The sequence below is a fragment of the Streptacidiphilus sp. MAP12-20 genome (genome assembly GCF_041262525.1).
GTDB lineage: Bacteria > Actinomycetota > Actinomycetes > Streptomycetales > Streptomycetaceae > Streptacidiphilus.
The window spans coordinates 322,054-344,002 of the sequence record NZ_JBGCCK010000002.1 but is presented as its reverse complement, the minus strand read 5'-3'; the positions used below and the strand labels follow the sequence as shown (position 1 = coordinate 344,002).

The window sequence follows — 21,949 nt, the reverse complement described above, 5'->3', positions numbered from 1 at the left end:
TCCCGGGTCCGGCTCAGCTCGCCGGTTCCTGCCAGTCCTCAAGCCTGACGACGTCCTTGAGGAAACCGCGCGCGTCCAGAAAGAGCGTCAGGTGGTCGCGGTGTTCGTCGCAGGCGAGCCAGGTCTTGCGGCGTTCGGGGGTGTGCAGCTTCGGGTTGTTCCAGGCCAGGACCCAGACGGCGGCCGCGCGGCAGCCCTTCCCTGAACAGATCGGGGTCTCCGGCGCTTCTTCGGTGCTCATCCAGCTCATACCGGCAACCCTATGCCGCCACAAAAAGAGCGGCGCCCACGCAGCGCACGCGCAGCGCACATGGCGATGCCGGGCAGCCACGGGGGGAGCCGCCCGGCATCAGTCCGTCGCTCCGACGGGGGATGCGGAGCGCGTCTGCAGTATGGCATGCGAGCCTGTGCACTCGTCCAGGGATCCGGTCAATCGTCTTGATCCTTGGTTAAGGTTTCTCTAAGGCTTGTCGACCGGCGCTGTGCTGCCGGGCCCGAGGGCCGGCGGCGGCTGGTAGCCGACGAAGGTCTCCGGCATCTTGGGGGCGCCCTCGCGGCCCGCGTTGGCGAAGAGCACCGCGAAGTAGGGAATGATCGTCCCGCCGACGAGGGCGATGATCGCCGCTATCCGCGATTCCTGCCAGAGCACGACGGCAAGGATCACGCAGACCGTGCGGACGGCCATCGAGATGATGTAGCGGCGCTGGCGGCCCCGTACGTCCTCGGTCAGGCTCGACCGCGCTCCCGTGATCCGGATCGCCTTGGCTTTACTCACTGCTCTCCACCACCCCTTACCCGGCCCCTACGACCACGGTACGCCGCAGGCACCCCGCTGAGGAGAGGGGGGTGCCCGCGAGATGCGTGTCGGTCGCGGACGATCGGTCGGGGACGATCAAGAGACGGATCCGGGTCGGTCAGGAGGCTTGGCTCACCGAGCTCATGTGGAAATCGGCGACCCGCACCGGCGGCATCGCGGCCCGGGTGAACCAGTCGCTCCACTCGCGCGGCAGGCAGCGCTCGGTGCGCCCCACCTCGGTGATCCTGCCGAGCAGGTCGACCGGGGACTCGTTGAAGCGGAAGTTGTTCACCGCTCCGGTCACCTCGCCGTTCTCCACCAGGTAGACGCCGTCGCGGGTGAGCCCGGTCAGCAGCAGCGTCGCCGGGTCGACCTCGCGGATGTACCAGAGGCAGGTGAGCAGCAGCCCGCGTTCGGTGCGGGCGACCATGTCCTCGAGCGTGGTGCCCGAGGCCGGGTCGGCGCCCTCGAAGACCAGGTTGTCGATCCCCGGGCGGACCGGAAGGCCGGTCAGCCCCGCCGAGTGACGCGTGGTCAGCAGGTTGGTGAGCTCGCCGTCGCGGATCCAGTCCGTGGGGGAGAGCGGCAGCCCGTTGTCGAAGACCGAGCTGTCGCCGCCGGAGGCGTGCGCGACGACGAAGGGCGCGGCCTCAAGACCCGGGTAGACCGGATCGCTGCGCAGCGTCAGCGGCAGCGAGGAGAGCCGGTCGCCGACGCGGGTCCGGCCGCCCGGCTTGGAGAAGACGGTGCGCCCTTCGTGTGCGTCGCGGCCGCCCGCCGACCAGGTCAGGTAGATCATCAGGTCGGCCAGCGCCGAGGGCGGCAGCAGCGTCTCGTAGCGGCCGGCCGGCAGGTCGATCTTCCGCTCGGCCCAGGCGAGCCGCTGCGCGAGCTGCGCCTCCAGGGCCACGGGATCCACGTCGCGGAAGTCGCGGGTGGCCGCACCCGTCCAGGCGGAGGCGGAGAGGTCCGCCGTCTTGGCGTTCAGCTCCAGCGTGCCGGTGGGCTGGTCGTGCCGGAGCCGGAGGCCGGTGGAGGTGCCCAGGTAGCTGGAGGTCACCATGTGGTTGGCGAAGCCGTAGAGCAGCCGCCCGCTCTTGCGGGAGAGCCCGAGCGCCTCGCCGAGCGCCGGGGCGAACGCGGAGAAGACCTCGACGGAGGTCTCGGCCGGCGCCTCGGTGAAGTCGGCGGACGCCGCACCACCGGCGAGCAGCGGCTGCGCGTCCTCGGCCGGACCGGCCGCCCGCGCGGCGGCCTCGGCGGCGCGGACCAGCGACTCCAGCTCGTCGAGGGTCACCGCCTCGCGCGAGACGACACTGACGGCCGTACCCTCCTGGCCGTCGACGGTGGCGATCACGGTGAGCGTGCGGCCACGGGTGACGCCGTTGGTGGTGAGGCTGTTGCCCGCCCAGCGCAGGTTGGCGGTCGACTCCTCGTCGGCGATGACGACGCAGCCGTCAGCCCGGGAGAGCTCCAGCGCGCGCTCGACGAGCTCGTGGGGTCGCACGGTGTTCTGGTCGGTCATCAGCGACCCGCCTCCTGCTGGGTGTCGGGCGCGTTGATCCCGGTGTCGACTGCCATGAGATCAAAGGTAGGGCCCGATCCGGCTGCGACGTAACCACGCGCCTACTCGCTCGCGGCGGAGGGGTCGCGAAGGCCGCCTATTCGTCCCCTCAGTCTTCTCAGTCTTCGGACAAGGCCGTCAGCAAGCGATCGAAGATGACTTCCAGGGCCTTCAATGCTGCGGCGCGGCCGCGGATTCCGACAGCGGAGCGAGCAGCGCGTAGTCGGCGCCGGAAAGCTTGGAGTCCTCGGCGAGCTGCCGGTCCTGAACGGCCTGCAGTTCGCGACGGAGCGTGCGGTACTTCGTCCACACGAGCGCCTCATGCTCGTTCAGCCAGCGGGGCTCATCCATGCTGGGAATGGTACATCGGTTGATGTGTCATCCAATATCCGGCGGATGTGAAAACCGCTGGCCAGCTGCCGGAGCCCGGTGATAGACAGCCGCGGTGAAGAAGAATCTTGAGCTCCCCGTTCTGCTGCGACTGATCGACGAACGGGCGACCGCGTTCCGCGCCGCGGTCGCCTCCGCGCCCGGCCTCGAGGTGCGGGTGCCGACCTGCCCCGAGTGGACGCTGTTCGACCTGGTGCAGCACATGAGCCAGAGCCGCCGCTTCTGGGCCGTCACCGTCGCCGCAGGGCCTGCCGACGCTCCCACGGCCGAGGCCGCTGCCGAGCGCGCCGCGGCGGCGCCTCGGGAGCGCGAGGCCCTGCTGGCCTGGTTTGCCGCATCGACGCAGCAGCTGCTGGACGCGCTGCGGGAGGCCGGTCCGGATCGCGGTTGCTGGACGTGGTGGGGTTCGTCGCAGTCGCCGCAGACCTGCGGTGCGGTCGCCCGGCACCAGCTCCAGGAGATCGCGGTGCACACCTACGACGCCCAGATCACCGTGGGCGCCCCGCAGCCGCTGCCGGAGGAGGTGGCACTCGACGGACTCGAGGACTTCCTGTCCACCTGCTGCGCAACGCCGAGCGCCTGGCCGCACAAGCCCACTGCCTTCGACTTCCACGCCACCGAGGGCCACTCCTGGCGCCTCACGGTCGACGGCGACGGTGCACGGTCCACCCGTCTGCCCGCCTCTGCCGCCGCTGCCACTACCGGCGGGGGCCCGGACGCAGCCGGCTTCTCTGTCCGTGGCACGGCCAGTGAGCTGGTCCTCTTCCTGTACGGCCGGCTCCCGGCGGACTCCCTGAAGATCGACGGAGACGCCGGGCTGATCGACCTGCTGCGCGCCTGGGAGCCGGAGGAGTAGGACGTCGTGGTGGCGCACATCGTGCGCCGGCATGCGCCAGGCTCGGTGCGGACCGAGGATGAGCCGTGTCCACCACACCACTCCAGGGAGACCCGATGGCCGACCAGCAGAACAATGACATCCTCGGCTCGATCGACCGGCTGATCGACGCCGAGAAGCAGCTCCGCGCCCGGATCGCCGACGGCAGCGCGGACAGCGACGCCGCCCGAAAGGAGCTGGCCGCGCTGGAGGTGCAGCTGGACCAGTGCTGGGACCTGCTGCGGCAGCGCCGGGCCCTGTCGGAGTTCGGCGAGGACCCGGGCGCCGCACGGGTCCGCCCGGCGGCCGAGGTGGAGGGCTACGAGTCCTGACGAGCCCCGGGCGGGCAGCGCCGTGGAATGTCGGACGACGGTCGCGTGTTGTGTACACGACGGGGGAGGGTCTGAGAGGAAAGGTGATCTCGTTGAAGATTCGCAATTCGCTGCGCTCGCTCAAGGCGAAGCCCGGCGCCCAGGTGGTTCGGCGGCGCGGCAGGGTCTTCGTCATCAATCGTAAGGACCCGCGATCGAAGGTTCGGCAGGGCTGACGCCGCCGACCTCGGGTGCGGGCCTCGGGGGTCCGGCCGCCTCCTTTCAGGAGCGGCCGGACCCCTGTGTTGTGTGGTGAGTGTGTGGTGAGGATGTCCACCGGGTCGCCCCGGTGGCCCGGGTCACCGCCGGAGACGATGCGATTTTCCATGACGCCGTCACCGGGCCCGAGTTGGGGCTACGGTTGACCGCGAGGCCGACCATTCGGGGGCCGTTATCGCCTTTATCGACTTCCGCGGGAGCATCGCGTCCCGGCTTTCTCGGACCCCGGGGCTATCAGGCGGCTGCGCCGCCCGCACCGGCAGCCGACACCGAACAGTCACGCACGTCCATCACCCGAGGAGGTCGAATGGTGCCGTGTTCCGTCTGCGGGCACGAGAATCCCGTCGGCTCGGCATTCTGCGGCAACTGCGGCAACGCGACGGGACCGACAGCGGTCCTTGACGCCGACGCTGACGGGGTAAGCGTCGGCAGGCCCGTACAAGTCGCTTCTGCTCCACTTCAGTTACCCACCCTCGTCCCCGAGCAGGCCACCGCCTCTCTCGCCCGGACCGACGCGGTGCCCTCACAGCGCGGCCCTGATCCGGGTCGACCGACACCCGTGCCGGTCGTGGGCCGGGACGAGGCGACACGGTACCTGTGTGCGGCCGTGCACCTGGACAGCAAGCTTGCCGAGGACCTGGTCGAGAAGGTCCTGGAGGAGCCACTCCGGGGAGTCGCACGCTCGCCGGGCGTGGACCTGGTCGCCGTGATGAAGCACGTCGTGGCCGCCAGGGCGCGGCACCTGACCCGCGACGTCGCCCTCGTCGTCGCACTCCTGCTGATGTTCGTCTGCCTGGTGGCGGGCACCTTCCTGCCGTTCCTGCTGGTCTTCGTGCTGTCGTGGGTCGTGGTCTTCACCGAGGCGTACGTCGCTCGCTGGGGGGCCCTCGCCCACACCCTGCGCCGGGGATCGTTCGACGCGTCACAGGCGCCTCAGCCAAGAAGGACACTGACCAAGCAGCAGATCGATCTCGTCGCCGCGTACGCCGCGGGCAACGTCACCGCGTACAGCGGCTTCGACCCGTTCCTGGGCCACGGCTGGTCCCTGGACAGCTGGTCCTTCGCGCTCGACGCGAACATCCCGGACGACCCGGACGAGCCCGTCGACCCCTTCACCGTCACCGAGCTCCACGACTGGGTGGCTGAGTGCGTCGGCCGACTGGACTTCCCCGGGCTGGGCGTCCACGACCGGCTCTTCATCAACGGCGCCGACATCCACCATGACGCCCGCTTCCTCACCGGCCCGCAGGGAGCCGGGCGGCCGGTGGAACGCGTCAGCGACGCCGTCATCCGTTACCTGATGGAGCACCCCGAGGACAGGGCCCGACCCTACCTCGCCATCGAGATCGTCGGCTGGGACGGCCAGCTGGTCTACACCCTCTTCCTGCGCCTGTCCCTGACCTCCACACACCTGTTCGTCGAGGCGAGCCACACCCTGCTGCCGCCCCTGAACACGCGCTACTACGAGATCGACGATCTGCTCCTGCGCCCCAGCGTCCGACAGTTCCTACGGCTGGTCTTTCGCTGCGGCTTCCAGTGGTTCGGCATGATGGTGCGCTGCCTGCCGCGCGCGGCGCGCCAGGTGTTCGCCGACTTCCGGCGCGCCCGCAAGGAGATCCGCCAGCGCCGCGTCATCGCCCGTCAGTTCACCTTCAATCACGGTGCTTTGATCAGCGTCCGGGAGGCGGCCAGCGATGTGCGCTCCCGTGTCCCCGACCACTTCCCCTCGCTCGGCCTCCTCGACCCGATCCTGGGCCCGGTCGTGCGCACCGTGCTGCGGCTGGTGCTCGACAGCGGCGGCTTCCTGCTCGGCTACCACCGGTACTTCCAGATCCTGGACAAGGAGATGTACACCAAAGTCGTCGAAAAGCGGATCTTCGACTCGCTTGTCGAATTCCTGGAGCAGAAGAACATCGACGCCGGTGAACTGAAGCGCCGCGTCGAAACGATCGTGAACAACAGCGTCTCCATCGGCGACAACAACACCATCTCCGGAGCGGCGTTCAGCGTCGGCAAGGGGGCCAGGGCCACAGCGTCGGCGGGTCGGCCCACGTCACGAGCCGGGTCCTGACCGATCCTGAGCGAGAGGGGCACATCATGAGCAGCAGGCCGGGCAAGCGCGACAACAGCATCAGGATCGGCGACAACGCGTCACTCACAGGCGTGGGCATCGCCGCGGGCGACCACGCCTCCGCGAGCGGCACGGCGAGCACCGGCGAAGCCTCGACGCCCGTCCCGCAGACCATCGACCAACTGCGAGACGCGCTCGCGGAGCTCCTCACGAGGATCCAGGCGGCCGACAGCGGGGACATGGCGGATGCGGCCGAGGCCGAGGCCAACGCCCAGGCCCTGCACGAGGAGACCGGGAAGGAGGCCCCGGACAAGTTCCGGATCAAGGGCCTGATGCTCTCCCTGGGAGCGGCCGTCGGCGGCGCCACCGTCCTGACGACGTCGGTGACGGCTCTCGCCCAGGCCGTCCGCGCGCTGTTCGGAATCTGAGTCTGACACGCAGCTGGGCGGCACCAGGCTGGTGCCGCCCGGCACAGAGGGGGATCTGATGGCGTTCTGCCGGACCTGCGGGCACGTCCTGTCGGCTGCCGCGGAGCGGTTCTGCACCAACTGCGGCGCCTCGCTTCAACCGGGCACGCCGCCACCCGCCGACGCGCCCGCGGAAACGCTGACCATTCAGGCGCTGCCCGCGCTCCCCGCCCCGCCGCTGCCGAGGGGCCGGCACCGGCTCACCCTGCTCGTGCTGGCGGCGGCGGTCACCCTCGCGCTGTCCGCAGGCATCACGCTCCTGCTGACCCACGGGACAGGCAACCACCCTGCCGGTGCACAAGCTGCGGTCGTCACGCCCTCCACCACGGCGATGCCAACCACGCAGCCCACGCAGCCATCACCGAGTTCGTCCCCGACATCGAGCCCGACGCCGAGCCCCTCGCTGACCAGTGCCACGCCCACTCCGAGTGCGGCCACCCCCGACGGCGTTGTCACGGCCTACTACAGCGCCATCAACCGGCACGACTACCAAGCAGCTTGGAACCTCGGGGGAGACAATCTGGGCCAGTCCTACGCCACGTTCTCCTCCGGCTTCGCGAACACGGTCAAGGACACCCTCACCATCACCGGCAACACCGGCGACACCGTGGACGTCGCCATCGACGCACAGCACAGCGACGGCACCGTCCTGCACTTCCTCGGCAGCTACACCGTCCAGAACGGTGTCATCACCCAGGCCCAGCTCCGCGCTGCCTGATCTCGAGCGGTGTCACCGAAAGTCTTTCGTCGCGCGAGCGTGACAGCGACCAGGAATCGCCAAATACTGTGGGCCGTCCGTGGCCTTTCCGTCAGGTATTCCTGGAGGCGCAGTGCAAGGTAAGCGAATAGGTGTCCGTAGAGTTGTGGGCGCAGCTCTGGCCGCGGCCGCCGTGCTGTGGACACTGGCAATGCCCGCTCACGCGTCCGCTCCGACGCCCGCCACTCTCTACCAGCTCCCGAGCAACGCGTCCTGCACGAAGTTGATCAACAACTGCGTTCTCTATCCGAAGGCGGCCGCGCTGCCGAGCGGACGGCTTGTCGCGGCGTTCGAGAAGTCGAGGGTGGCCGGCTCGGGCTCGGCCGACGGCCAGACGATCCCGGTGTACAAGAGCGACGACAACGGCACGACCTGGCAGCTTCTGACGGATGTCAAGGCGCCGGCGTACGCCTCGTCGAACCCCGCGTACTCGCGGTATGTCAGCAACTGGACCAACCCGTATCTGTACGTGCTGCCGCAGGCGGTGGGAAATCTCGCCGCCGGCACCCTGCTGATGGCCACCGTCGTGTCGGGCGACGACTACAATTACCTCGACCAGAAAGCAAGCAATCCCAATTACGTGCCCACGCACGACGGAGACCGCAGTAACACGGCGATTGCGCTCTACTCGAGTACCGACTCGGGTGCCACCTGGAATGTCGTGAACGTCATTACGACGGGCGGCTGGTCGAACGGGCTGCACTACCCGGCCACCGAGAACACCTACCATCAGAACGACCCGGTGTGGGAGCCGTACCTGATGGTCTACAACAACCAACTCGTCGCCTACTACTCCGACGAGAACGACTACACCGGTTACGACTCGACGACGGGCGTTCCGACTCTCGATCCGAACAACAACACGGCGCCGGACGCGGGCACGCAGATCCTGGCACACCGGACATGGGACGGCCTCAGCTCGTCATGGAGCAGCCCGGTCGTCGACGTCTCCGGAACGACGATCACCAATTCATCGGGATACGCCGAAATCGGCGGTGGTCGCCCAGGCATGACCAATGTCGTCCAGACCAGTGACGGCAAGTGGATGATGACCTTCGAATACTGGGGCGGCGGCGACAACGTCCGTTACAAGATCGCCAGTGATCCGCTGCACTTCTATGCGGTGGGCGGCGCTGCGGGCACCGGCATCACCTCGCTTCCGGTGACGTCGGGGTCCGGTGCCTTGGCCCGTGGGGGCAGCCCGGTGCTGCTGCGCCTGCCGAACGGGCGGATCCTCTTCAACGCCGCAGGCAGCGGGGACGTCTGGACGAACGCCGGCGGGAGCAGCAGCGGTGCGTGGACCCAGCAGCACACGACGATGGCGTCGGACTACAGCCGCAGCCTCACGTATGTCCCGAACACCGGTCGTGTCGAGATCGTCGGCGGAACGACCACGATTTCCTACGCGGACATCGACTTCGGGAACTCCGTCGGCGCGTACGACAAGCTCGTCAACGTCAACAGCGGCACGGATCTCGGCGTATACGGCGCGGACCTCCTCGACGGGCAGAACGTCGTGCAGTGGACCGGCAACGGGTCGGCCGACCAGCAGTGGCACGTCACCGACCTCGGCAACGGATACACGACACTTCTCGACAAGAACAGCGGTCGAGCCCTCGGCGTATGGCAGGCCAGTACGGCAAGCGGCGCGAACGCCGTGCAGTGGGTCCAGAACGGCAGCAACGACCAGCAGTGGCGATTGGTCGCCGTCGGCTCGAACTTCGAGCTGGTGAATCGCAATTCCGGTCTCGCCCTCAGCGTTTCCGGAGGATCGACCGGCGACGGCGCGCAGGTCGTCCAGCAGCCGTACACCGGCGCGACCTCCCAGCTGTGGTCCCTGGTGCCGGTTTCGTCCTAGCCGGGTGCTGAGGCCCGGCGGTTGCCTGGTGGCCTCGGGCCGGACTACGTTGCCGCAATGTTTCCGCGTAGTGACGCGAACCGGTATGCCCCGGTTCGCGTCACTGCGCGGTCCGCTGCGAGTGGACGGGTGCCAGGTGACGGATCAGAACAGGGCGCACCTGGACACCCAGTACGGCCTGCTCACGACGATCGCGGCCGAAGCCGGCGTCTCGCTGAGCACGGTGTCCAAGGTGGTGCACCGGCGACGCGATGTCGGCGCGACCACTCGCGCCCGGGTGGAGGGGCTCCTCACGCAGCACGGCTACGTCCGGCCGGGGGAGCCCACGCCGGTGGGGGCCCAGCAGATCGTCGCCGTGTTCCGGGACCTGTCCGGGCCCTACGCGCTCGAGGTCGTCCGGGGCGTCGTCGACGCGGCCGGAGCCCTCGGGATCGATGTGCTGACGGCGACGACGAGCGCCCGTCCCATCTCGCACTGGCTGGAGAAATGCCGCTCCGATCGGGTCGAGGGCCTGATCATCGTGATCTCGATGCTCACCGAGGAGGACCAGCGGAGCATCGTCGAGCATCAGCTGCCGGTCGTCCTGGTCGATCCGCTCAGCGCGCCGTCGCTGCCGATCCCGAGCATCGGGGTGACCAACTGGGCCGGTGCCAAGGACGCTGTCTGCCACCTGATCCAGCTGGGGCACCGCAGGATCGGCATGATCGCCGGTCGGTCGCACTCCCTCACCGGTGCCGCACGGCTCCACGGGTACCGGGCCGCGCTGGAGGAAGCGGGCATCGACTACGACCCCGCCCTCGTGCGCTCCACGGATTTCGACTTCGCGGAGGGGCTCGTGGTGAGCCGCCGGATGCTGCTCGGTGACGCGCCACCGACCGCCGTCTTCGCCGCGAGCGACGCGCAGGCCCTGGGCGTGCTGGAGGCCGCGCGGCAGGTGGGACTGGGGGTCCCGGAGGACCTGTCGGTCATGTCCTTCGACGACACCATCGTGGCCGCGATGGCCTGTCCGCCCCTCAGCGCGGTCCGGCAGCCCTTCGAGGAACTCGGCCGTGAGGCGACGCGCATCCTGCTGCAACTCTCCCGGGGCGAGCGACCGGCCTCCGACCGCATCGAGCTGGCCACCAGGCTGGTCCTGCGCACCTCGACGGCCCCGCCTCGTGGAGCCGCCGCCGACTGACAAGGACCGACAGGGGCTGCGAAAGGTTTTCGCGCGATCACCCGTGGGCGGGCGTTCGTTCGGGTGCGGGCAGATGAGCGGCCATGACGGCTGCGAAAGTCTTTCGGAGTCCACAGGACTCCGACTATTGCCGCCTTGTTTCACGCACGTTTAGCGTGACGGCACGCCGCAGGCCGGGACGCCTGGTGCCGATGAGGCGCCAGCCACATGAACCCCGCCGCGCATCACCGCGCAGTCCTGCCGGTGCCCCTGTCGAGTCGAAAGGCGTTCGATGATGAACAGCGCGTCCAGAAAGGCCCTCACCGCCTTCGTGGTCTGCTCCGCCCTCCTGGCGGCCGGTTGCGGCTCCTCGGGCGGTGGCAGCTCTGCGAGCTCCCCGACGGGGAACGTCCAGTTCTGGACCCTGCAGGACCCCACCAACACCGTGCAGCAGGCCCAGGTCGACGCCTTCAACACGGCCGGCACCGGCAAGGTCACCATGTCGGTGATCTCCACCGACGGCTTCAAGGACAAGGTCCGCACCGCCATGGGCTCCTCGCAGATGCCCGGCATCTTCTTCAACTGGGGCGGCGGCAGCCTGAACGACTACGTCAAGGCGGGCAAGCTGGTCTCGCTGGACCCGTCGATCTTCAGCTCACACTTCCTGCCCGCCGCCCTGCAGGCCGGAACCGTCAACGGGAAGCTGGTCGGCATCCCCGCCCGTGGCACCCAGCCGGTCTTCCTGTTCTACGACAAGAAGGTCTTCGCCGACGCCGGCGTGCAGCCGCCCAAGACCTGGGCCGACCTGACCAATCTGGTCCAGGTCTTCACCAACAAGGGGATCACGCCCTTCGCGCTGGCCGGCAGCGCGACGTCCTCCTGGACCGAGCTGATGTGGATCGAGTACCTGGTGGACCGGCTCGCCGGGCCGGAGCTCTTCAAGAAGATCGCGGCCGGGGACTGGTCCCAGTGGAACGACCCGGCGATCCTCAAGACCGCGGAGATGGTCCAGCAACTCGTCGCCGGCGGCGCCTTCGGCAAGAACTTCGCCTCCGTGAACTACGGCGCCGGCGGCTCCTCCACGCTGCTCGCCAAGGGCAAGGCCGCGATGCAGCTGATGGGCTCCTGGGAATACGCCACCCAGCAGGCCGCCGACCCGAACTTCGCCAAGAACGACCTCGGCTACGTCGCCTTCCCCTCCGTCGACGGCGGCCAGGGCAACCCCGCCGACGTCGTCGGCAACCCCACCAACTATCTTTCGGTCACCACCGCCGCGGCCAAGACCACCGCTGTCGACTTCCTGAAGACCACTTGGAGCGACGCCTACGTCCAGGGCCTGGTCGCCAAGGGCGAGGTGCCGGTCACCGACAACGCCAAGGCGGCGCTGACCAAGGCGCCGGACCCGGCCTACGCCGAGTTCCAGTACAACCTGGTGGCGACAGCGCCCGCGTTCACCCAGTCCTGGGACCAGGCGCTCGGTCTGACGCTGGGCACCCCGCTGCTCACCGAGATCCAGAAGTTGTTCAACGGCCAGTCCAGCCCCCAGCAGTTCGTCAGCGGCGTGCTGGCCATCAAGCACTGACCGCCGGAACCGAGAACGAGCCCGAGAAAGGCAAGCGTGTGGCATCCCTGATCGCCGGGCGGACGGCCCGCAGGCAGCGTGCCCTTTCGGCCGCTCCCACCCTGGAGCGGCCGGGGGCGGCCTGGGCGGTGCCCGGCCTGCTGTTCTTCGCCGTCTTCGCCCTGGCCCCCATGGTCGGCGTCCTGTACCTCTCGCTGACCAGCTGGGACGGCCTGAGCACGCCGCAGTTCACCGGGCTGAGCAACTGGAGCCGGTTCCTGACCGATGGCCAGGTCCTCCAGTCCACCGCCGTCACCGGCGCGCTGCTGATCGGCAACATCCTCGTCCAGGCGCCGATCAGCATCCTGCTGGGCGTCTGGTCGGCCGGCCGCCAGCGCAACCGAGCCGTGCTGTCGGCGGTGTTCTTCCTGCCGCTGCTGCTGTCCACCGCGGCCACCGCGGTCATGTGGCAGCAGCTGCTCGACCCCAACTTCGGCCTGCCGGCCCACCTGACCTGGCTGTTCGGCAACGCCAGCCCCCTCGGCAGCCAGTCCGGCGCGGTCGCCTGCCTGGTGCTGGTCACCAGCTGGCAGTTCGTGCCCTTCCACAGCCTGCTCTACCAGGGCGCGGCCCGGGCCATTCCGGAGACCCTCTACCAGGCGGCGGCCATCGACGGGGCGGGCCGGGTGCGGCAGTTCTTCCACATCACACTGCCGCAGCTGCGCAACACCATGATCACCTCGACCACCTTCATGGTCGTGGGCGGCCTCACCGCCTTCGACATCGTGCTGCTGCTCACCAACGGCGGGCCTGGCACGGACACCGCGATCCTGCCGTTCATGATGTACCAGACGGCGTTCCGCACCTACGACTACGGCTACGCCAGCGCGATCGCCAGCTTCCTGCTGCTGCTCGCCACCGGCGCGTCCGTGCTGCTGACCCGACTCAGCGGCTACGACCGGATGACCGGAACCCTGGAGGGGCTGTGAAGACTCGTCCCAACTACCTGGCAGGAGCGGCCGCCTGCTTCTGGCTGGTGATCGTCGGCGTCCCGGTGTACTCGCTGCTCTCCGCCGCGCTGCAACCGCAGGACACGTACACCAACAACGGCCCGCTGGCCCTGCCGTCCAAGCTGACCTGGGCCAACTTCGACACCGTGCTGAACAGCGGTTTCCCCGGCTACCTGTGGAACACGCTCGTGGTGGCGGCGCTGACGGTGGCGCTGGTGCTGCTGTTCGGCGTCCCGATCAGCTACGCCGTGGTGCGCGGCCGGGGCTGGTGGTCCCGCGGGGTGTTCCGGATCTTCCTGCTCGGTCTGGCCATCCCCTCCCAGGCGGTGGTGATCCCGCTGTTCCTGATCGTCAACCGGCTGGGCCTGTACGACAGTCTCTGGGGCATCGCACTCCCCACGGCGGCCTTCGCGCTGCCGGTGACGGTGCTGGTGATCAGCGGCGGCATGCGGGAGATCGACAGCTCCCTCTACGAGGCGATGGCGCTCGACGGCGCTCCGCCGGCGCGGGTGCTGTGGGACCTGGTGATCCCGCTCTCGCGCTCCGGGATCGCCACCGCCTCGGTCTTCGCCGCGCTCCAGGCCTGGAACGGATTCCTGTTCCCGCTGATCATGACGCAGTCGGAGGGGAGCAAGACGGTGACGCTGGGTCTGTACAACTTCGTCTCCCAGTACAGCGCCAACGTGCCCGCACTGTTGGCCGCCGTGCTGCTGTCGGCCGTGCCGATCCTCGTCGTCTACCTCTTCGCTCGCCGCGCACTCGTCGCCGGCCTTGTGGGCGCCGGCGGCAAGTAGCCGCCCCGCTCCACATCCCTCGCACCGCACTCGATCAATCCAGCACCCCAGCACCCGAGCACCCCAGCACCCGAGCCCGCACGACCGGGCAGCGGGCGCTGCCCCGCGCTGCCCATCCTCACGAACACAGCGCCGTGAACGCAGCGCCGTGAACGCAGCGCCGTGAACGCAGCGCCATGAACGCAGAGAAACGGACCAGACCGTGACCATCAGCGACGAACGCCCGAAGACCGGACTGTGGAACGACCCCGGCCTTCCCGCGCCGGTCCGCGCCCAGGCCCTGCTCGCGGCCATGACGCCGGCTGAGAAGATCAGCCAACTGGGCAGCACCTGGCCCGGCCACGAGGGCAGCGGGGACGTCGCCCCGATGCAGGAGACCTTCCGAGGAGCCGAACCTTTCGCCGAAGCGATCACAGACGGCCTGGGCCAGCTGACCAGGATCTTCGGCACCGTGCCGATCACCGCCGAGGAGGGCGTCGCACGCCTGGCCGCGCTGCAGTCCCACGTCGTCGCCGCCAACAGGTTCGGCATCCCGGCCCTCGCCCACGAGGAGTGCCTCACCGGATTCACCACCTGGCAGGCGACCGTCTACCCCACCTCCCTCGCCTGGGCGGCGACCTGGAACCCCGCCCTGGTGCGGGAGATGGCCGCGGCCATCGGCGCGGACATGGCCGCGGTCGGAATCCACCAGGGACTCGCCCCGGTCCTCGACGTCGTCCGCGACTACCGCTGGGGCCGCGTCGAGGAGACGATGGGCGAGGATCCCCATCTCATCTCGGAACTGGGCCTCGCCTACGTCCAAGGACTCCAGTCCGCGGGCGTCATCGCCACCCTCAAGCACTTCGCCGGCTACTCCGCCTCCCGCGGCGCACGCAACCACGCCCCCGCGGCCATCGGCCCCCGCGAGCTCGCCGACGTCATCCTCCCCCCGTTCGAGAGGGCCGTGGTCCACGGTCCCGTCCGCTCCGTCATGAACGCCTACAACGACGTCGACGGCACACCCTGCGCCGCCGACGCGACGCTTCTCACCGGTCTGCTCCGCGACGCGTGGGGCTTCACCGGAACCGTCGTCTCCGACTACTGGTCCATCGCCTTCCTCGACTCCATGCACCACGTCGCCTCGGACCTGCCCGACGCAGCCCGGCAGGCGCTGCAGGCCGGCATCGACGTCGAACTCCCGCACACCTCCGGCTACGGAGCCGCCCTCGGGCTGATGGCGGAGGACGGACGCATCTCTCCCCAGGTGCTCGACCGCGCCGTGCTCCGCGTCCTGACCCAGAAGGCCGAAATGGGCCTGCTGGACGAGGGGTGGTCCGCCGACCGGTACCGCGCCGTCGACCTGAACTCCGACCGCAACCGGGCCGTCGCCCGCCGCATGGCCGAGCAGTCCGTGGTGCTCCTGGACAACCACGCCGGCCTGCTGCCCCTGCGGGCGCCCCGCTCGATCGCGGTCATCGGTCCGGCCGCCGACGACCCGGGCTGCCTCTTCGGCTGCTACTCCTTCCCCAACCACGTCCTCGCCCACCACCCGGACCTTCCCCTCGGCATCGACGCGCCGACCGTCCTGGCCGCGATCCGAGCGGAGTTCCCCGACGCCGAGGTGCGCTACACACCCGGCTGCAGCATCAGCGGGACGGACCGCTCCGGCATCCAGGCCGCCGTGGAGGCGGCCGACGCCGCAGACGTGACCGTGCTCGTCGTCGGCGATCGATCGGGCATGTTCGGCAACGGCACCTCCGGCGAGGGCTGCGACGTCGCCACCCTCCACCTGCCCGGAGTCCAGGAGGAGCTGACCGAGGCGGTGCTGGCCGCCGCGCACCGCAGCGTCCTGCTCGTCGTCTCGGGGCGTCCGTATGCGATCGGCCGCCACGTCGACGCGGCCGAGGCCACCGTGCAGGCGTTCTTCCCCGGCCAGGAGGGTGGCACGGCCATCGCGGGCATCCTGGCCGGCCGGGTCAACCCCTCAGGCCGCCTCCCGGTACAGATCCCCGGCGAGAACTCCGGGCAGCCGGGCACCTATCTCGCACCACCCCTGGCACTGAAGAGCGATGGCGTCAGCAACATCGACCCCACACCCGCCTTCCCCTTCGGCCACGGCCTCTCCTACAGCGTGTTCCGCGTCGACGAGGTACGCGCCGGCGCCGACGAGATCCCCACGGACGGCACCGTCGTGCTCCGGGCGACCGTGAGCAACGTCGGAGACCGCGCCGGAACGGCCGTACCCCAGCTCTACCTCACCGATCCGGTGGCCTCGGTGACGCGCCCCGTCCGGCAGCTCATCGGCTTCGCCCGCGTGGACCTCCAGGCAGGGGAGACCAGGACCCTGCAGTTCACCGTCTCCGCCGACCTCGCCGGCTTCACCGGCCGCGACCTGCGTCGCCGCGTCGAACCCGGACGCCTGCTCCTGACCGTCGCCCAGTCCGCCGCCGAGGCGGGCACCGTGGCCGCGATCCGTCTGACCGGAGAGACGCGCTACCTCGACCACCGACGCACCATGGCCGCGGAGGCCCAACTGCTCGACTAGGGGACGGTTGTGGATGACCTTCCAAGAATCAGTCCTTGTACGCTGCTCGGATCTCGCGCACTCCGACCAGGAGCAGGCCCACGGCCATCACCCCGAAGATGACCGAGACCCAGGTGGGTCCCACAGCCTGCATGAATGCCCTGATGGCCCGGTATTTGCCGTGGGTGTTGCTTCCCGCTGTCTGGTCGTCCCAGAGCGAGGTGTGGACGGCGAGCCGGTGTCCGGGTGTTCGCGGCTCACGGTCGGCGCGCGCTCGCCCCCACGCCGCGCGACGTGCGCTCGCTGACGGACGGCTGCTGTGAGCTGCACGAGCAGGTGGCTCAGGGGAGGGCCACCCTGGTGGCGATGGACGACCTGCACCATCTCGCAACCGACCGGATTCCGGGTGTAGAGCGCTTGCTCCACACGGCCGCCACCAGCGCGGTGCTCTGCCTGCTGGCCTACCGTCAGCGCCAACTCTCGCCCGCGCTGGCCGCCGTGCTCTCCCGCGCCGCATCCATGGGGCAGCTCGAGGTACGGCACATCGGACCGCTGCCCCGGGCGCAGGCCCTCGCGCTGCTCGGGCGACCACCCCGACGCCAAACTCGGGGTGCCCAACCGCGCGAGCCTCACCCACGCCGTGCTCGGACTCCGAACGCCGCCGGGCACGAGTTCTCAAGGCCCTCACCCAGCTCTCCATGAGTGGTGACGCGAAGGCGTTGGGCTTCGGCTGGCAGTGCCTCTCCAAGCCTGGTCATGCCGGTGCCTGCTGCGACGGGTTGGACATGGCCGGGCCGCGCGGCCCGCAGGCCGCAGAGGGCTTCGGGAATCATCAGCGTCCCCAGGACCGTCAGGGGTATGGCCCAGCTGCCGGTCGCGGCGCGCAGGACACCGAAGAGGAACGGGCCCGCCCCGGCGAGGAGGTAGCCGCCGGTCTGGGCCATGCCGGACAGGCGTGCGGTGACGGCGGCGTCGGGTGAGCGCAGGCTGAGGAACGTGACGGCGAGGGGGAAGGCAGCGCCGGTGGCGACGCCGAGGACAGCGATCCACACCCAGGCATAGCCGGGCAGGATCAGGATTCCCCCCAGGCCGGTCAGCTTGATGATGACGATCGCGAGGATGATCGGCCGCTGGTCCTTCAAACGCGCGGCCAGGTAGGGCGTGAGGAAGCCGAAGGGGATTCCGGTGGCGAGCATGACGGACACCATCGCTCCGCCCTGGACGGGGGTGTAGCCCCGTTGGGTCATGATCTGCGGGAGCCACGCGACCAGGACGTAGAACATCAGTGACACCACGCCGAGGAACGCTGACACCGCCCACGCCAGTCGGGACCGCAGGAGCGTGCCGGAGTGCGGCTGCGGGGCGGCCGGCGTGGGGGTGCGGCCGGCATGGTGGGTGAGCCGCACCCAGGCCAGAACGGCGGCCAGGCTCGGCAGCGCCCACACGGCGAGGGCGACGCGCCATCCGGCCGCGTCGTCCAGGGGCACGGCGGCTGCGGCCGCCGTGGCCCCGCCGGCGGCCATGAGGGTCATCGCCAGGCCCGTCAGGGTGCCCACCTGCGTGGGGAAGTGCTCTTTGATCACTGCGGGCATCAGCGCGCCGCCGATCGCGATGCCCGCGCCGGCCAGGGCGGTTCCGCTGAACAGCGCCACCTGGCCTGGCGCGACGCGCAGGGCGATGCCTGCGGTGGTGACCAGCAGGGACGCGGTGATGGTGGCCTCGTTGCCGTAGCGGCGGCTCAGGCCCGGCGCGACAGCGGCGAACACGCCCAGGCACAGCACCGGCAGGGTGGCCAGCGTGCTGGTCTCGATGTCACTGAGGTGAAGCGTGGTCTGGAGCAGCGCGAGGAGCGGCGAGACGCCGGTGATCGCGGCGCGAAGGTTGACCGTGAGCAGGATCAGGCCGAGGAGCAACCAGACTCTCGTGGTCCGGCGGACGCCGGTTGCGTGGTTCATGTCGTGTTTCCCCCGTGGACATGCGGTGCCGAAACGGCGACGGCTTCCCGCGCGGGCTGTGCGGCGCTGGCCGCTGGCCCGGAGGGAAGCCGTCGGTGGTGCGGGCGCTGCGCCCCTCGGTGCAGCGGGGAGGGGCGCAGCGGTCCGGTGGATGAGTCAGGCGCGGAGGGCAGAGGCCCGGTTGTGGAACGGGCACGCGATCTGTGTGAGCTGACCCTTGGTGAGGGCGCTCGAGGCATTGGCGGCGGTGGAACCGGTTCCGAGGAGTTTGAGGATCTCCGTGGACAGCAGGTCCGGCTGGCCCTTGAGGGCGTCGGCGGTGGGCTGGTCGGTGGAGAAGACCATCTCTGCAGCGATGTTGTCCTGGACGATGCGCGCCAGGTTGTCGAGCGCGATATGGACCGGGTCGGTGGGTGTCTGCGCCGTCATCAGGTCGATGAGGTGCGTGGGGACCTGCTTCTGGTCCATGAAGTTCTTCAGGATGATGCTGTTCTGGTTCTGCACGTAGGTCGTCCAGATGGACAGCACCACCACGTAGAGCCCCGACCACGCGCCGCCGACCTGGCTGCGCCAGCGGGTCATCAGCTTGCTGACGCCGTCGATCTGCACCCGGGACGACCAGTACATGTTGGTGCGGATGCTGGGGTAGACGTCGGCGGTGAAGTTCTCGAACGACTGCATGTCGAACTCGCGGTTGCGAATCGTCGTGGCGATGTAGTCGTGCGCCTTGTCGAGGATGTACGCGCAGGCGTCGTGCAGGCTCCCGTTCGTGTCGCCGGGCAGGTTCGCCGACTCCAGGGTCTGCCGGGCGGTGTCCAGGGTGTTGGAGAACGTCTGCAGCGAGTCGATCCAGCCGGTGTTGCCGGGCCCGTTGAACGCGACCATCTGAAGGTCGTGCTGGTCGATGTACGCGGTCTGCGAGGAAAGGATGTTGTTCGGGTCCAGCGACGGCGCGCAGATGGAGAAGATGCCCAGCGGGGTGTGCGCGATGGACTTGGCCAGCGCGAACACCTCGTCCACGGGCTGGATGGTCTCCAGCACCGTGCCCTTGCTGATCAGGTAGTAGGTGCCGCCCTGCATGTCGTTGTTGACGACGATGACCGGGTCCAGCTGGTTGATGACGTTGGCGCGCAACGCGTCGTAGTTGTTGCGCATGCCGGTGTCCACGGCGCGGATGTTGTCGCGGGCCTGCGCTTGCGTGACGTTGCCGGTGGTGCCGTCGGCGGACGCGGTACGGGCGCTCAGTCCGGTGATTGCGGCGGCTGCACCGATGGCAGCCGCTCCCCCCAAAACGGTTCTACGGGTAGGCACTTGCTTTCTCTCCCCCTTGGATGACAGGGCAGCGGCCTGCCGCGGCCGTGCCCTGGTGCGCGTAGTGCGTCACCTGTGCGCGGGGCAGCGCCCGGCGCTTGTGGCGGCGGGTGCTGCCCCTGTTGGACTGCGGATGGATTGCGGATCGGGCGGGCTCGGCGTCAGGCCAGCTCGGCACCCTTGGCCACCACGACGCCGTACAGGTCGTGGATGGTGGCGAGCGCGCCCTGGTGCAGTTGCTCGGCGGTCACCTCGCCGGCCGGAGTCCGGAGCGGCCGGGTGGCCGAGGCGTCAGCGACGACCGTGGCGTGGTTGCCACGCAGGAACGCACCCTGAGCGGTGAACGCCACGCACATGTGGGTCATGAACCCGGCGATGATCACCTTGCCCTTGGCGGCGCCGTCCACCAGCTCACCGAGATCGGTGTCCAGGAACGCGTTCGGCTTGCCCTTGACGACGGTCGGTTCGCCTGCGACGGGGGCGACCCTGGGGTGGATCTGGCCGATCTCCACACGGATGTCGTACGGGGTGCCCTCGCCACCGTCGTTGATGACGTGGATGACCTTCGCCCCGGCGGCACGGGCCCGGGCGAGCAGGTCGGCCGCAGCGTCGAGGGCGTCCTTCCAGCCGTCGAGCTCCATCACGCCCCGGGTGTAGGTGTTCTGGTAGTCGATCAGGATCAGCGTGGAGTCGGCCAGCTGCGCCGGGCTCTGGTCGAAGCTGTTGAGTTCACGCAGGGTGGTCGTCACTGCTGCACCTTTTTCGATCAGTGGTTCGGTCGGACGTCCCCACGCTACGATCAACAAATTGTTGACGGCAATGACATCCAACTTGCAGAAACCGACATGGCCGCCACTGCCGTCGTCACAGTCGCCAGGGGGGCAACTCGTGCAACAAAGTGGACATTTGATCGCCATCATGCTGTTCCCCGGCGTTGATCTGCTGGACGTCACCGGCCCGCCGGAGGTGTTCTCCCTGCTGCGCCGCGAGATGCCCGACGCCACCGGCTATCGGGTCGTGCTCGGGGCGCTTTCAGTAGAGCCGGTCACCACGGCAGCCGGCGTGAGGGTGCTGCCGGACCTGACGTTCGAGCAGCTGGCGAACGGCCGGATCGACACCTTGATCGTTCCGGGTTCGGTGGAATCGGACGCGTCCGGCCGCGTCCGGGCGATCACCGAACCCGACGTCGTGGAGTGGACGCGGGTCCTCGCCGCACGCTCGGCCCGCGTCGCGTCCGTCTGCGTCGGCGCGCACCTGCTCGCCGCAGCGGGACTCCTCGACGGGAAACGCGCCACCACCCATTGGTCCACCGCGCAGCAGCTCGCCGCAGACTTCCCCGCTGTGCACGTGGACGCTGACCCGATCTTCATCCGCCAGGGCAACGTGTGGACCGGCGCGGGAATCACCGCCTGCCTGGACCTGTCCCTCGCACTGATCACTGAGGACTTCGGCGAGGTCGTCGCCCTGCGCGTGGCCCGACAGCTGGTGATGTACCTCAAGCGCACAAGCGGACAGAGCCAGTTCAGCGTCCCCCTGGAGCCCGCCTCCACTACGCGCCGCATGGAACATCTGCGACACCACATCGCGGCGAGCATCGACGCGCCACTCACCGTTCCGAACCTCGCCCGGCAGGCCAACATCAGCGAGCGGCAACTGACGCGGATCTTCAAGACGGAACTCGGCACGACCCCCGCCGCCTACGTGGAATCCGCCCGAGTGGAAGCCGCACGCAGCCGCCTGGAGTCCACCGACGACACCCTCGACCGCATCGCGACAGCCTGCGGCTTCAACAGCATCGACACCCTGATCCGCGCGTTCCGCCGCAAGCTCGACACCACCCCCACCCACTACCGCGAACGCTTCCACCCTTGATCGACAGTTCCTCCCGCCTCGCGCGGTGACAGTCGCCGCGTGATCCGGTCGAGCAGCTCCGTCAGTGGTTCACCGAGGTCCCGACCGAACTGCGTCAGCCCGTAGGTGACCTGGGGCGGGGTCGTCGGCTCGACCTCCCGCCAGACCAGGCCGTCCTGGACCAGCGCGCGCAGGGTCTGGGCGAGCATCTTCTCGCTGATGCCCTGGATGCTGTCGCGCAGCTCGTAGAAGCGGAGGCTGTTGCTCTGCAAGGCGATCAACACCCAGACGCCCCACCTGCTGGTCACGTGGTCGACCACTTCACTTGCGGGGCAGTCGGTGTGAAACACCTCATACCGCTTCCCCGCCTCGGCCCGTATGGGCTGCACGCTTCCTGTCACGTGATGAGCTTACTTCAGGGTATGTCCTTACCAGGAGTAA

21 protein-coding genes are annotated in these 21,949 nt (G+C 69.2%); 13 read left to right on the top strand and 8 right to left on the bottom strand.

Features of this window, described 5'->3' with window-relative positions; translation table 11 throughout:
- Positions 1 to 13: 13 nt before the first annotated feature.
- From ABIA32_RS03805 to ABIA32_RS03790, 4 genes are all read right to left on the bottom strand, one after another.
- Positions 14 to 241, bottom strand: coding sequence for a hypothetical protein (locus ABIA32_RS03805; protein WP_370092456.1), 228 nt, complete (start codon positions 239 to 241; stop codon positions 14 to 16).
- 219 nt (positions 242 to 460) lie between these two features.
- Complete coding sequence (locus ABIA32_RS03800; protein WP_370092334.1) at positions 461 to 775, bottom strand: DUF3099 domain-containing protein; 315 nt, start codon at positions 773 to 775, stop codon at positions 461 to 463.
- 139 nt (positions 776 to 914) lie between these two features.
- Positions 915 to 2,321 carry a metallopeptidase TldD-related protein gene (locus ABIA32_RS03795; protein ID WP_370092333.1) on the bottom strand — a complete coding sequence of 469 codons (1,407 nt, stop codon included), beginning with the start codon at positions 2,319 to 2,321 and terminating at the stop codon, positions 915 to 917.
- Between the two features lie 210 nt (positions 2,322 to 2,531).
- Positions 2,532 to 2,711, bottom strand: coding sequence for a hypothetical protein (locus ABIA32_RS03790; RefSeq protein WP_370092332.1), 180 nt, complete (start codon positions 2,709 to 2,711; stop codon positions 2,532 to 2,534).
- A gap of 94 nt (positions 2,712 to 2,805) precedes the next feature.
- Here ABIA32_RS03790 and ABIA32_RS03785 point away from each other — a divergent pair, with 94 nt between their 5' ends.
- The 12 genes from ABIA32_RS03785 to ABIA32_RS03730 all read left to right on the top strand — a co-directional run bounded on the left by ABIA32_RS03785 (position 2,806) and on the right by ABIA32_RS03730 (position 16,412).
- Entirely contained in the window at positions 2,806 to 3,606 is an 801-nt protein-coding gene (locus ABIA32_RS03785) for a maleylpyruvate isomerase family mycothiol-dependent enzyme (protein WP_370092331.1), read from the top strand.
- Between the two features lie 95 nt (positions 3,607 to 3,701).
- Complete coding sequence (locus ABIA32_RS03780) at positions 3,702 to 3,956, top strand: DUF2630 family protein (RefSeq protein WP_370092455.1); 255 nt, start codon at positions 3,702 to 3,704, stop codon at positions 3,954 to 3,956.
- Positions 3,957 to 4,048: 92 nt separating this feature from the next.
- Complete coding sequence (locus ABIA32_RS03775; RefSeq protein ID WP_370092454.1) at positions 4,049 to 4,171, top strand: 50S ribosomal protein L36; 123 nt, start codon at positions 4,049 to 4,051, stop codon at positions 4,169 to 4,171.
- Positions 4,172 to 4,773: 602 nt separating this feature from the next.
- On the top strand, positions 4,774 to 6,285 hold the full coding sequence (locus tag ABIA32_RS03770; RefSeq protein ID WP_370092330.1) for a hypothetical protein: 1,512 nt from the start codon (positions 4,774 to 4,776) through the stop codon (positions 6,283 to 6,285).
- A gap of 26 nt (positions 6,286 to 6,311) precedes the next feature.
- Positions 6,312 to 6,713, top strand: coding sequence for a DUF5955 family protein (locus tag ABIA32_RS03765; protein ID WP_370092329.1), 402 nt, complete (start codon positions 6,312 to 6,314; stop codon positions 6,711 to 6,713).
- Between the two features lie 58 nt (positions 6,714 to 6,771).
- The gene (locus ABIA32_RS03760; protein ID WP_370092328.1) at positions 6,772 to 7,470 is read left to right on the top strand and encodes a hypothetical protein; all 699 of its coding nucleotides are present in this window, start codon (positions 6,772 to 6,774) and stop codon (positions 7,468 to 7,470) included.
- A 190-nt stretch (positions 7,471 to 7,660) separates the two neighbouring features.
- Positions 7,661 to 9,367, top strand: coding sequence for an RICIN domain-containing protein (locus tag ABIA32_RS03755; protein ID WP_370092327.1), 1,707 nt, complete (start codon positions 7,661 to 7,663; stop codon positions 9,365 to 9,367).
- A 136-nt stretch (positions 9,368 to 9,503) separates the two neighbouring features.
- Positions 9,504 to 10,544, top strand: a complete 1,041-nt coding sequence (locus tag ABIA32_RS03750; protein WP_370092326.1) for a LacI family DNA-binding transcriptional regulator — start codon at positions 9,504 to 9,506, stop codon at positions 10,542 to 10,544.
- Between the two features lie 274 nt (positions 10,545 to 10,818).
- Positions 10,819 to 12,105: an ABC transporter substrate-binding protein gene (locus ABIA32_RS03745; protein WP_370092325.1), complete on the top strand. Its 1,287-nt coding sequence runs from the start codon at positions 10,819 to 10,821 to the stop codon at positions 12,103 to 12,105.
- Between the two features lie 47 nt (positions 12,106 to 12,152).
- Positions 12,153 to 13,073, top strand: coding sequence for a carbohydrate ABC transporter permease (locus tag ABIA32_RS03740; protein ID WP_370092453.1), 921 nt, complete (start codon positions 12,153 to 12,155; stop codon positions 13,071 to 13,073).
- Positions 13,070 to 13,888, top strand: a complete 819-nt coding sequence (locus ABIA32_RS03735) for a carbohydrate ABC transporter permease (RefSeq protein ID WP_370092324.1) — start codon at positions 13,070 to 13,072, stop codon at positions 13,886 to 13,888. The genes ABIA32_RS03740 and ABIA32_RS03735 overlap by 4 nt, the downstream gene beginning before the upstream one ends.
- A gap of 202 nt (positions 13,889 to 14,090) precedes the next feature.
- Positions 14,091 to 16,412 carry a glycoside hydrolase family 3 N-terminal domain-containing protein gene (locus ABIA32_RS03730; protein ID WP_370092323.1) on the top strand — a complete coding sequence of 774 codons (2,322 nt, stop codon included), beginning with the start codon at positions 14,091 to 14,093 and terminating at the stop codon, positions 16,410 to 16,412.
- Positions 16,413 to 17,020: 608 nt separating this feature from the next.
- Here the strand turns inward: ABIA32_RS03730 and ABIA32_RS03725 are convergent.
- The 3 genes from ABIA32_RS03725 to ABIA32_RS03715 all read right to left on the bottom strand — a co-directional run bounded on the left by ABIA32_RS03725 (position 17,021) and on the right by ABIA32_RS03715 (position 20,406).
- Positions 17,021 to 18,346, bottom strand: a complete 1,326-nt coding sequence (locus tag ABIA32_RS03725; protein WP_370092322.1) for a CynX/NimT family MFS transporter — start codon at positions 18,344 to 18,346, stop codon at positions 17,021 to 17,023.
- 156 nt (positions 18,347 to 18,502) lie between these two features.
- The gene (locus tag ABIA32_RS03720; protein WP_370092321.1) at positions 18,503 to 19,657 is read right to left on the bottom strand and encodes a hypothetical protein; all 1,155 of its coding nucleotides are present in this window, start codon (positions 19,655 to 19,657) and stop codon (positions 18,503 to 18,505) included.
- 161 nt (positions 19,658 to 19,818) lie between these two features.
- The gene (locus tag ABIA32_RS03715) at positions 19,819 to 20,406 is read right to left on the bottom strand and encodes an isochorismatase family protein (protein ID WP_370092320.1); all 588 of its coding nucleotides are present in this window, start codon (positions 20,404 to 20,406) and stop codon (positions 19,819 to 19,821) included.
- Positions 20,407 to 20,575: 169 nt separating this feature from the next.
- Between ABIA32_RS03715 and ABIA32_RS03710 the strand changes: the two genes are divergently transcribed.
- Positions 20,576 to 21,529, top strand: coding sequence for a GlxA family transcriptional regulator (locus ABIA32_RS03710; protein WP_370092452.1), 954 nt, complete (start codon positions 20,576 to 20,578; stop codon positions 21,527 to 21,529).
- On the opposite strand, the gene ABIA32_RS03705 is transcribed toward ABIA32_RS03710, so the two are convergent.
- The gene (locus ABIA32_RS03705; RefSeq protein ID WP_370092319.1) at positions 21,505 to 21,909 is read right to left on the bottom strand and encodes a winged helix-turn-helix transcriptional regulator; all 405 of its coding nucleotides are present in this window, start codon (positions 21,907 to 21,909) and stop codon (positions 21,505 to 21,507) included. The two genes, ABIA32_RS03710 and ABIA32_RS03705, sit on opposite strands and share 25 nt — an antisense overlap.
- Positions 21,910 to 21,949 lie beyond the last annotated feature (40 nt).